The 11,946-nt window shown below is 34.4% G+C and carries 12 protein-coding genes; 11 read left to right on the top strand and 1 reads right to left on the bottom strand.

Annotated features, from left to right (window positions below; all coding sequences use genetic code 11):
• From H4J73_RS14150 to H4J73_RS14200, 11 genes are read left to right on the top strand one after another with little or no spacing between them, the layout of a single operon-like run.
• Positions 1 to 783 (top strand): cytidylyltransferase domain-containing protein, encoded by a 783-nt coding sequence (locus H4J73_RS14150; protein WP_182176971.1) that lies wholly within the window; start codon positions 1 to 3, stop codon positions 781 to 783.
• On the top strand, positions 776 to 2,065 hold the full coding sequence (locus tag H4J73_RS14155; RefSeq protein WP_182223644.1) for an aminotransferase class III-fold pyridoxal phosphate-dependent enzyme: 1,290 nt from the start codon (positions 776 to 778) through the stop codon (positions 2,063 to 2,065). The genes H4J73_RS14150 and H4J73_RS14155 overlap by 8 nt, the downstream gene beginning before the upstream one ends.
• Positions 2,065 to 3,138: a UDP-2,4-diacetamido-2,4,6-trideoxy-beta-L-altropyranose hydrolase gene (pseG, locus tag H4J73_RS14160; RefSeq protein WP_182176973.1), complete on the top strand. Its 1,074-nt coding sequence runs from the start codon at positions 2,065 to 2,067 to the stop codon at positions 3,136 to 3,138. The genes H4J73_RS14155 and pseG overlap by 1 nt, the downstream gene beginning before the upstream one ends.
• Positions 3,128 to 3,850 carry a bifunctional 2-polyprenyl-6-hydroxyphenol methylase/3-demethylubiquinol 3-O-methyltransferase UbiG gene (locus H4J73_RS14165; RefSeq protein WP_182176974.1) on the top strand — a complete coding sequence of 241 codons (723 nt, stop codon included), beginning with the start codon at positions 3,128 to 3,130 and terminating at the stop codon, positions 3,848 to 3,850. Before pseG ends, H4J73_RS14165 begins: the two co-directional genes overlap by 11 nt.
• Positions 3,850 to 4,908: an N-acetylneuraminate synthase family protein gene (locus tag H4J73_RS14170; protein WP_182176975.1), complete on the top strand. Its 1,059-nt coding sequence runs from the start codon at positions 3,850 to 3,852 to the stop codon at positions 4,906 to 4,908. The genes H4J73_RS14165 and H4J73_RS14170 overlap by 1 nt, the downstream gene beginning before the upstream one ends.
• 24 nt (positions 4,909 to 4,932) lie before the next feature.
• Positions 4,933 to 6,318: an NAD(P)-binding protein gene (locus tag H4J73_RS14175; RefSeq protein ID WP_182223643.1), complete on the top strand. Its 1,386-nt coding sequence runs from the start codon at positions 4,933 to 4,935 to the stop codon at positions 6,316 to 6,318.
• Positions 6,319 to 6,327: 9 nt separating this feature from the next.
• Positions 6,328 to 6,801, top strand: coding sequence for a DapH/DapD/GlmU-related protein (locus H4J73_RS14180; RefSeq protein WP_182176977.1), 474 nt, complete (start codon positions 6,328 to 6,330; stop codon positions 6,799 to 6,801).
• A gap of 3 nt (positions 6,802 to 6,804) precedes the next feature.
• Entirely contained in the window at positions 6,805 to 7,833 is a 1,029-nt protein-coding gene (locus tag H4J73_RS14185; protein ID WP_182176978.1) for a DegT/DnrJ/EryC1/StrS family aminotransferase, read from the top strand.
• Between the two features lie 4 nt (positions 7,834 to 7,837).
• Positions 7,838 to 8,551 (top strand): WbqC family protein, encoded by a 714-nt coding sequence (locus H4J73_RS14190; RefSeq protein ID WP_182176979.1) that lies wholly within the window; start codon positions 7,838 to 7,840, stop codon positions 8,549 to 8,551.
• On the top strand, positions 8,548 to 9,219 hold the full coding sequence (locus H4J73_RS14195; protein ID WP_182176980.1) for a PIG-L deacetylase family protein: 672 nt from the start codon (positions 8,548 to 8,550) through the stop codon (positions 9,217 to 9,219). The genes H4J73_RS14190 and H4J73_RS14195 overlap by 4 nt, the downstream gene beginning before the upstream one ends.
• A 19-nt stretch (positions 9,220 to 9,238) precedes the next feature.
• Entirely contained in the window at positions 9,239 to 9,772 is a 534-nt protein-coding gene (locus H4J73_RS14200; protein ID WP_310649688.1) for a GNAT family protein, read from the top strand.
• 162 nt (positions 9,773 to 9,934) lie between these two features.
• Here H4J73_RS14200 and H4J73_RS14205 read toward each other — a convergent pair whose 3' ends face one another.
• Positions 9,935 to 11,935: a motility associated factor glycosyltransferase family protein gene (locus H4J73_RS14205; protein ID WP_182176981.1), complete on the bottom strand. Its 2,001-nt coding sequence runs from the start codon at positions 11,933 to 11,935 to the stop codon at positions 9,935 to 9,937.
• Positions 11,936 to 11,946 lie beyond the last annotated feature (11 nt).

Consider the following 11,946-nt stretch of genomic DNA (forward strand, 5'->3'; position numbering starts at 1 on the left):
ATGACAGACACCTTAATTATAGTACAAGCAAGAACCTCATCATCAAGACTACCTAATAAGGTATTACTCCCTATTCTAGGTAAGCCAATGCTGAGTCATCAATTAGCAAGACTTGCGAAAGTTAAAACGCCTCATAAACTCATTGTCGCCACTAGTACACTAACCAGTGACAATCCAATCGCAGCACTATGCAAGCAGTTAGATATTAGCTGTTTTAGAGGCTCTTTAGATGACGTATTAGAGAGATATTATCAAGCTGCTTTAACTAATAATTCTGATGGTAAGGTTAAGAATATCGTCAGAATAACAGGCGATTGTCCTTTAATAGATAGTCATATTGTTGATCGGGTCATACGTTTATTTTTATTAAGCCAGGTCGATTACTGCTCAAATTGTGAACCCGCTACCTTACCCGATGGTTTAGATGTAGAAGTATTTAGCTTTGAAGCCTTAAAAAAATCTAATTTTCTCGCTAAAAAGCCTTCTGAGCGTGAGCATGTAACATCTTTTATTCATAATAATCCAGACTCATTTAAACGGATAAACTATCGCCACACCCCCGATCTATCTTATTATCGCTGGACTGTAGATGAACCTGAAGACTTTGATTTAATTAATAAAATATACCAATCACTCTATCAAAAAAAAACAAACTTTACCTTAACTGATATATTTGAGTTGCTACAACAACAGCCAGAATTAACAAAAATAAACCAACAATTCATTCGTAATGAAGGTTTAATAAAGTCCCTTATGAAGGACGAGGAACTCGGATATGAATAAAAAATTTACTGTATCAGAACAATTACTTAACCGTGCAGAGCAAAGTATTCCTTTAGGTTCACAAACTTTTAGTAAAAGTAAATTAGTCTATCCGTTGGGGGTTTCACCATTGTTTATTAAACATGGCTCTGGCTGCTTAGTCTGGGATGCCGATGACAATCAATATATTGATTTTGTAAATGGCTTATTATCTATCTCGCTTGGCTATTGTGATGTAGATGTTGATACTGCAGTTATTGAGCAAATCAAATCAGGGGTGACATTTTCATTGCCTCACCTACTTGAAATGGAAGTTGCGGAACAAATTATTGAGTTAATTCCAAGTGCTGAAATGGTTCGTTTTGGAAAGAATGGCAGTGACGTTACCTCTGCTGCTATCAGAATAGCTCGCGCTTATACGGGTCAAGAGCATATTGCTGTATGCGGCTACCATGGTTGGCAAGATTGGTATATTGGATCAACCACACGCAGCTTAGGCGTTCCTGAGTGTGTAAAATCTCTAACTCATAAGTTTAATTACAATGATATATCTTCCCTTGAGAAAGTGCTTAACAATAATAGCGGAAAAATTGCCGCCATTATTTTAGAACCAATGAATGTGTTCTTCCCTAAAAATAATTTTTTACAGCAAGTAAAAGCATTAGCAGCTAAACATAACGCTGTATTAATCTTTGATGAAATTATCACAGGCTTTAGGTTTCACTTAAATGGCGCTCAACACTTATTTGATGTTACACCTGATATATCTACTTTTGGTAAAGGTATCGCCAATGGCTTTCCTTTATCAGTTATCGCAGGTAAAAAAGAGTTAATGATGCTAATGGAAGATATCTTCTATTCAGGTACTTTTGGTGGTGAAACCTTATCGTTAGCAGCGGCTAAAGCGACTATCAATAAATTTAAAGCCTCTGATGTATTAGCTCATACACATGCCATGGGTGATTTGTTAATTAACGGACTTAACACCATAATTACAAAGCATAATGCTCAAGCGTTATTTTCCGTATCAGGTCATAAAGCATGGCCATTTTTATTGGTGGCTCAAACACAAGCGGTTACCGAGCAAGAGCTTTCGTCTTATATACAACAAGAGATGCATGCTCGTGGTATTCTCGTTGGTAACGCACATAATATTTCTTATGCGCATCAGAAAGAGCATATCCAAACACTACTCAACGCCTATGATGACATAATCCCCAAGGCTGTAAGAATTAATGCTGAAGGAAACTTCACTCAACACTTTCATGGTGTGGTGACTAAACCTGTATTTAAGGTGCGGTAATGACCATTTGTTTTCGATGTGATGCAAACGCCACTATCGGGTTTGGTCATTTTTATCGCTGTTTATCATTAGCGAATGCACTATTTAATGAGGGCTTAGATTGTGTTTTTTTGCTAGAGACAGATGAGGAGCAAATTGAAAAAAGACTAAAAGTAAGTCCCCATCAGCATATAATGTTGTCTAAACATCAGAGGCTAGATGGAAGTAACCAAAAAGAAAACGCCCAGCAATGGCTAATACAGATGGGAAAATATAATTTAACTGTGAGTTTGATCATCATTGATCATTACCAGATTGAAACGCTTTGGATGACTATAATAAAACAAAATGCTGAGCGTTTAATGGTACTAAATGATTCAGGTAGAATTTGGAATAATGTAGATTTCATATGGGATGCTTCGTGTTATTACGAACAAGAGTATTCTTCAATATCAAGTACAACAACACTACTGCTAGGCCCTAAGTATGCGCTACTTCGCGAAGAGTTTCAGCATAAACCACAAAATCAATGCAAACCAAACGAAATTAAAAAACATCCTGTTTTGACAACTAATTTAATGCTAGCTATCGGCGCAACAGATCCTTTAAATACGACAGAAAAATTGTTAAGTTGGCTAATATCACTTCCCTTAAATGTCCATATTAATGTTTTAAGTACATCGGCTAATAAGCATATACCACCAATGATTAAAAAGTATGATAACTCACGGATAAACTTCATCATAGATTCTAAAAGCATAGCGCTTGCTATGGCACAGCAACAGGTAATTATTACCGCAGCAGGAAATATAATGTGGGAAGCATTTAGCCTTGGCATACCTTGTGCTTTGATAAAAACATGCTCAAATCAACATAGAAATATAGAGCTAGTAACTAAAACAATGAAAAACGTATACTTAGGTGAAGAAACTACATTAGATAGTGATGGTTTTTTAAAAAAATTATCAATAATTACCCATGTAACACAATGTTCGATGTTATCACAACAGGCTTTAAGATTATGTGATGGCCAAGGAGCAATAAGAGCAGCAAAGTTATTAGCATCAGCAATTGGAGAAGATAATGATAGATAGTGATACATGTAAACGTAGTGAATTATGGCGACATCGTTGGAACGAAACAACACAACTTAATAACCCTTTTGCCACAATGGGAAGAAGCAGCGATAGCATAAGTGATTACTTTTCATATATTACAGATATAATCAATGGATTAGATGGTGTTAATAAAAGTACTGTACTGCTTGATGCTGCCGGCGGTTGTGGTTATTTATCTATGTATTTTTCGCCATTGGTGCAAGAAGTACATTTATTTGATTATTCTGAAGAAGCAATTAAACGTGCGAAAATAGATTGCAAAATATTTGATAATGTTCATCCTTATGTTGATAATTTATTAACTTTAGTCCAAACAAAAGAATCAAATATTTTATATCACAAAATATTACTGGGGGGAGCATTACAGTATTTTGATACTTATGATGAAATTGAAATTATTTTAAAAAACTTATTTAATGTTACCGCCGCTAATGGTCGGATTTTCGTTACTCAAACAACTGATCTATCACGTAGAGATAAACACATCGCCTCATATCAAACATTAGACTGGCCAGAAGAACGCATAAAACATGCAATTGAAGAAGAATTAACCAATCGCTTTTGGATTGACTTTAGCCAACTAAAAACAATTGCACATTCTGTCGGCTTTAAACAATGCCAGCAAACAAAAAACAATCCTAATTTATTCCAGTCTACCCATATGTTTGACTTTTACTTGGTGAAATAATGAATTCAGTTATTATTGGTGAGCATGTAATTTCAGAGAATAACCAGCCATTTATTATTGCTGAAGCCGGAATTAATCATAATGGAGATCTGACAACTGCCTTTAAAATGATTGATGTTGCTGTAGAATCAGGGGTGAATGCGGTTAAATTTCAAACGTTTAAAGCTGAACAATTTTGTGGTGATCCTCAGCAGATGTTTACCTATAACTCTCAAGGTAAACAAATCACTGAGCCAATGTTAGATATGTTTAAGAGAATGGAGTTTACGGTTGATGAATGGCGACAAGTAAAAGCGTATTGCGATAAACAAAATATAATGTTTTTATCAACACCACAAAACCCTAGTGATCTCGAATTATTACTTGATATAGGAATCGATGTAATTAAAGTAGGCTCTGATGATTTTAATAATATCCCCTTATTGAAATCATATAAAAAAGCCAATTTACCAATGATTTTATCCTGTGGCATGGCTGATTTATCTGATGTATTTATCGCCCTTGAAGCCGTAGGTGCTTTTGAGGGAGCTCCGATAATTTTGTGCCTATGTACTTCTCAGTATCCAACACCACCTGAAGATATTAATTTAGAGAAGTTACGTACATTAAAAGCAGCCTTCCCTATGTTAGTACTTGGGTTCTCGGATCATTCTCAAGGGGCTTTGGCTTCTTCTTTAGCTGTTACGTATGGTGCCGCATTATTTGAAAAACATTTTACTTTAGATCATAACTTACAGGGGCCTGATCATTGGTTTTCAGAAAACCCTATATCGTTAAAGCAGTGGCGTGACTCTATTCATCAAGCCTATGTGATGAAAGGCAGCGCAGTTATTAGAGCTACTGAGCAGGAGCTATCTATGCGCACCTTAGCAAGAAGAAGTATTGTTGCTATTACTGATATAAACCCTAACGATAAGCTAACAGATAAAAACATCGGACTACGTAGACCTGGCGATGGTTTACCACCAATTCTATGGGATAAAGTAGTGGGTTTTTCAGCAAACAAAGTAATTAAACAAGGTACTAAAATAAATTTTGGTGACTTTATCGACTCATAAATTCAATTAATTACGGGAATAGTAATGAAAAAATTTAAACATACAATAGTTGGCGGAGGAATAGCAGGCTTGCTGGCGAGCATTTTAATTAAAAAGCAGAACCCGGATGATTCTGTTTGTTTAATTGAGACAGAAGATAAATGTGGAGGATTATTAAAATCCATAAAATCTTCTCAAGGATATGAGTTTGACTATGGTACCCATATTTTAGGTGAAACAGGCATTAAAGAACTTGATGAAATTTTAATGCCAACAATGCCGTCTAACAATTGGTCAACATTACCTATTCTCAAGTCAGGAAATGTGGTGAATGGTTATTATCATAAAATGTCACAACTTCTGTATGCTCGTGCGCTACCAGAAAGTGTATTAGAAAAAGCAACCTATCAACTGCTATCAGCAGATCATAAAAAAGCAAAGCAGGCCAATAACTTACAAGAATATTGTTACGATATGTATGGTGAAACTTTTACCGAAAAGTTATTTAAGCCCTTAATGAAAAAATTAATAAATAAAGAACTAGAGGATATTCATCCTTCAGCTTTACAACTATTTGGCTACAATCGTTTAATCATAGGTCCAGCTCAAATGATGAAAACGTTAAAAAAAACGCCTCTGTTAGATAATATATTAGGTTTTGAAAGCTATAATGAAGGTGTTTCATCACTCAATAATTACTATCCTAAGCATGGTAAAGGTATCGGTTTATGGGTAGACGATTTAGTTGAAAAAGCGACCGCTCTTAATGTTAAATTTTTACTAAATACTAAAATAAATAGTATTTGTTATAACAAAAATAAAATAAATACCTTAACCCTTTCAAACCATGAATATCCAAGAATAGAGGTCGAAAATCTTATTTGGACAGCACCGCTCTTTCCTCTAATAAAACTTGCTGGATTAGACTTTACATCTAAATACAAGCCGAGTTTTAGTCGTGTAATTTTACATAATTTTGTTTTTGATCAGCCATTTGATACCCATAACTTTCATGTCTATTGTAATGATCCAAACATGAAAAGCTTTAGAATAACATTATATTCAAATATTGCAGAAGCAGGTGAAATCAATGGCCCTAACCGCTGTACTGTCGAAGTACTATCAAATGATAAGTTAAATAATGACATTACTAATAGTGAAATATTACAAATGGAAAACAATATTTTAGCTGAATTGAAAACCATGGGTATTATTACCCTTTCAACAAATACACTTTACCGATCCACGGTGATAACCAATGATGGTTTTCCTGCATTTACCAATGATTTTGTTAATGAATTATCTCGGCAAAAAAACTGTGTCAATGAAAACATTGAAAATATTCAATTACTTGGGAAAGCGTCAGCCAATAATTTTTTTATGGCTGACGTGTTAGTAGAAGTTTTCAATACCTATAACTGCCAAAATTAAAGAGTTGCAATGCATATAAATATTTTTAGATCCCTTTTTGAAAAGTTAACGCATTTTAAAAAAAATAAGTTTCATCCTTTGGTGTGGATTAATGGCAATCCACAAATAGGTATAAATGTTTACATTGGTGGTATGTCAGAAGTTAATGCGACTGGTTGCAACGTAAGTATTGGTGAAAATTGTGATATTGCCTCCTTTGTAGCTATTAATTCGGCAGACTCCCATAAATTGACTTTAGGAATTAGTGATTGTGTTGTACGTAAAGATATTATCATTGAGCATAATGTTTTCATTGGCTCACATTCAGTCATAAAAGGTGGTGCTAAAATTGGACATCATAGTGTTGTTGCCGCGGGAACAATTGTTGAAAGTGGAGAGATCCCCCCATATTCACTGGTAATAGGAAACCCTATGGTGGTAAAAGCAGGACATTACTTTGATGCTTGTAAAAAAATTCTGATTACAAATGAATTACACAGATAAACGATGATAGTCGACTCACAAAATATGATCCCACATAACAGACCCTCTTTAGGGCAGGAAGAAGTGAAGGTGACCGAAAATATTGTGCTATCTAACCAGTTAGTATCATCAAAAAATATTTTTCACTTTGAAAATGAAATATGTGATTTTATTGGCTTACCGCATGGTCATGCTGTGGCCGTATCGACAGGTTCTGCCGCACTTTTTTTAGCATTAACCGCATTAAATAGTAAAAAAGTAGCAATCCCATCCTATGTTTGTCACTCTCTAAAACAGGCGACTAAGCTTGCCAAAGCAGAATGCGACATTCTTGATACGAAAGAAAATACGACTATTATTTGCCCAATAGCATTAGCAAAAAGCCAAGCAGATACGTTAATTTATCCCTATATATTTGGACAAACAAGCGAACTCCCTAATTTTTCAGGGCATATTATTGAAGATATTGCACAAGCATTAGGAGCAAGTATTAATGGCAAGGCTTTAGGTACTATTGCTGATATTGGAGTGCTATCATTTTATGCAACAAAGTTAATAACCAGTGGTGGTCAAGGTGGCATGGTCGTTAGTAAAAACAAAGACTACATTGATGCCATTAGAAATTATTTAGCTTTTGATACAAATGCAGATGGTCAAGAGCACTTCAATTTTCCATTAACTGAAATACAAGCTGCAATAGGTCGTGTTCAATTAAGAAAATTACCATTATTTATTGACAAAAGAGCTCTAATTTATCAACTATATCAACGAGCAAATTTACCTTTGCTTAATGGGAGTATTAATAGTGGAGAAGAATTTATTTCTGTACGTTATCGTGCTGTACTTATTACACCGAAAGCCAAGGCTTTAATTGCGCATCTCGCTGAGCATAATATTAGTGCTATTGTTCCGATTGAAGATTGGGAACTATTGGCTGCAACCCAAAATGCGATTAAACTCGCAAACAATACAGTTTCTTTACCAATATATCCGACGCTTACTTTGCGAGAAGCAGAGGAAATAGCGATGTTATGTCAAAAATTTTTAAGATAATTAGATGAGTCTCACCATTAAAGCAAAAAAAATAATATCGATTAACCAACCGGCCTATTTACCTTGGTTGGGATATTTTGAACGTATATCCAATAGCGATCATCACGTAGTACTAGATCATGTACAATTCGAAAAAAACGCCATGATCAATCGTAATAAAATACAAACGTCTAATGGATCTTTAATATTAACAGTGCCAATAAAAACTTCAGGTGGATTTGGCCAATTAGCCATTAATAACCTAACTATAAGTGAACAAAAAAAATGGCAAAAAAAACATTGGCAAAGTATTTATTTTAGCTATAAAAAAGCACCTTTCTTTGAAAAATATCATGATGAACTTGCATTCTTTTATCAACAACCTTGGCTGAAATTAAACGATTTATTAAAAGCACAGTTACGCTTTTTTGTTAAAGCTTTAGGTATTAACACCACTATAAGTTTCAGTAGCGAGGTTAATTGGCAACGAACAAAGTCTGATCTGGTGTTAGAGATTTGCCAGAAATATGACGCTGACCATTATATTTCTGGCACACTTGGTCGTAATTATTTAAATCTAAATACATTTGTTCAAGCTAATGTTAGTGTTGAATATCAAGACTACAAACACCCACATTATCAACAATTTAAAGCAGAATTTAGTTCACATTTATCTTTGCTCGATCTTTTACTGCACCATGGCGATAAAAGTTTGAAAATATTAAGGAACTCACCATGAAAAACATACTTATCGTCGTTGCCCATAGTGATGATGAAACATTAGGAATGGGAGCCACTATTGCTAGGCATACCGCTAATGGCGATACCGTTAATGTAATGTTTATGACAGATGGTGTTTCTTCTCGCTCTAATAGTACTAATTCCGCTTGTAAAGAACGCCATTTAGCCGCTCAAAAGGCTATGAAAATACTCGGTGTTACCAATTTGCATTTTTTTGATTTTCCAGATAACAGCATGGATACCGTACCGCTCATTCAACTTGTTAAAGCTGTTGAGTCGGTCATTGAGCACCGAAATCCTGATACTATTTACACTCATTACGCATATGATTTAAACATTGACCATCAACTCACTCATTCAGCTGTAATGACAGCATGTCGTCCTCAACGTAACTCAACAGTTCACACTATTTTGTCTTTCGAAGTGCTATCGAGTACAGAATGGAGTTCACCGAGTACTCCTACATTTAACCCACAATACTTTGTCAATTCATCTCATTTCTGGGAAAAAAAACAACAAGCATTACAATGTTATGCTCAAGAATTAAGGGATTTCCCTCACAGTCGTAGTTTACCCTGTATTGAAGCACTAGGAACACTGCGGGGAGCGACAAATGGCTTTGAAAAGGCAGAAGCATTTTATATTGAAAGAATATTAATCTCTTAGCATCTTAGAGGAAAAAATTGTGCAATTAAAAAACAAACATAACGGTGATGTATTCTTACAGTATATTAGTCTAAATGACGTTAATTCAACTTATGTAAACTGGTTAAATGATCCTCAAGTAAACCAATATTTAGAAACGCGTTTTCAGCAACAAACCCTGTCATCAGTAACATGTTTTGTAGAAGATATTTTAGCAAATCATAGTGATCACTTATTCACTATTAGAAGCCATCTCAATGGCCATATTGGTAATATTAAAATAGGGGGGATTAATAAACATCATGGTGTTGGGTATATCAGTTTATTTATTGGTGATAAAACTGTATGGGGTAAAGGTTACGCTAAGCAAGCGATACAATTAGTTAGCGATTATGCTTTTAATACTTTGCAACTAAGAAAATTATCTGCTCGCGCTTATCAACCTAACATTGGTAGTACAAAAGCTTTTCTAAGTGCGGGTTATAAACACGATGGGATATTTAAAGATCACTTTGTGTTGCACGGAAAATCCTGTGATCTGATCCAAGTATGCTTATTTAAAAGTGAGCCTTAAAGTTAATTCACCCCGGTATAACTATCTCAACAAACAGGTTTTAACGGGATTACTATAATGTATTTCAGTACACTTGTTAGTGCAATAAATGCACAAAAACAAGATTTCCCATGAGTAAATGTAAACAATATGCCATCTCATATTGTTTATGATTTTTTTATGTTAGATTTTAGATGGTTTATTATATGAAGTTAAAAACTCTTTATAAAGACTATTGAGATGCTTTCTAAATTTATTTAAGCAAAAATTAATAAACTCTTTTCGCTGTTCTAGGTCATCATAATAATAACAATTTGTCATGATGTACGCTTGAAAGTATCTAAAAGTTCCTTGTATTAACCAATAACTCATTTGATAATTTTTGTTAAACTTTAATTTCATCAGCAAAGTATTTTGTAGCGTAAATTGCTGTGATAACTCTTCTCTGGTAGAGATATCCATCGAAGTAAACCCAATTAACTGCTCTAAAATAACTTTAACTTCTTTAAAGGATTGTTTAATCGCTTTATCTAGTTTTTTTGCGTTAAACTGTCGATTATCAAAAGCATTAGCTAATAATTCATCTAAAGATAAGCTTTTAGTATCAAAATCATCAAATGATGGAATATCGTCTAAAAGCATTGGTGTTGTATACTGAATCTTTGCTCCATCAGAACAGTTGTAAACATTAGCAATACGATGACTTTCAAGGAGCAGTTCCATGTTTCCTCTAGAGCTATCAAAAATAGAAGTGGTAAATACGCTTTCAGAAAAATTACCTTCAACTTTCATATCATCATTATGTTCAGCAACAGGTGTAAAACCTTCATCATAATAGATACTTTCTTTAGAATGATGATGTGTCTGACTTTTATACCCTAAATCGACCCCAATAAAATAAATCTCTTTGAAACCTAAAGAGGTTATAATCGCTAACGCAGTATTACTCACCGTTGGGTTACTATATTCAGGTGCTGCATACATATCAAGTTTGTCATATTGTTGAATAAGTTTACCACCAGCATCAGAAAGTTTAGTCAGTAACAATGGATTTTTGAAGCGCTTTAGTAACTCAGGATACACAGTGTTAAAAGCAATAATTTGAATATCTCTCAGTTTAATATCACGAGTTTCTTGTTGTTTTTCTATCACTTCAATAAAAGGAAGTAATGCTGCTGTTCTTTCCATTTCTACATGAATATCTGGCTTAATATTATATGTTAATAGTGCTTTTAAGGCCGTTCCGCAACTAACAATAATAATATTGTCTGCATTTTTTTGTAAATACTCAACGCTTGAATCTAAAGAAGGTCCATTAGCAACAATAAATACTGGCTTTTCAGCAATAGGATTATCTATACTTTTTGTCTGTTTACACATTTTAAAACCAGACTGAATATTAGTTAATGTGTGTGTAATACTAATAATTTCATCTTCCATAAAGCCCCAACCAGCCCCCCAGCGATGACCAATTTCATAAAAAAGCTTAAGTGTTGCATCAGTCATTTCACTCGTATAGTGGCGATATAGGAAAAAACGGCTTAAATTGAAATGTCCCTGTTGATGAAGCATGTTTGAAACCGCATTTACAATACCCGCTGCACTTCCTCCAATACGAACAGAAAACCGCCCTCCTAAGCCTATACACTTTTCAATGATAGGCTTAAGTTCAATACAATGAAGCATCGCGAAAAAAGCATCTTTTGATGGCTCACACAACAGAAAATTGACAACTGACTTTTGTTTGAATAATTCGTCTATTTGATACCCCAAGCCAGCACCAATCATACAAATAAAATCAATACAATCGTCATCTATTGGCCGTTTAATTGTATCCTTAACATCAGTTTGCCGTTTTTGCATAATTTGTTTTAAGACTGCCGCGTGTTTAAACACCACATTCTCATCTTCTTGATGATCTAAAGCATAAGTAATCATCGTAGGGTGTTTAATAAATAGTTCAACTTGCTGCTTTGCAAAATTTATTGGGTTATCGTAAACAAATCTATCATTATTGAAAAAATTGGCACTCCCTGTTTCATCGATTGCAACTCCAGAACCTTCTATTTGATAATCTTTAAATTCTTCGTAAACTTCGGGTATATATACCTTTAGGGCATTAAGATTTGCAAGTAACGTTGTATGAAGTAACATTTTTTGAATTGTAACTAATTGGTCTTCCATTGATTGCTCCA

It is taken from the genome of Colwellia sp. MB3u-41 (assembly GCF_014076845.1).
Classification (GTDB): Bacteria; Pseudomonadota; Gammaproteobacteria; order Enterobacterales; family Alteromonadaceae; genus Colwellia_A.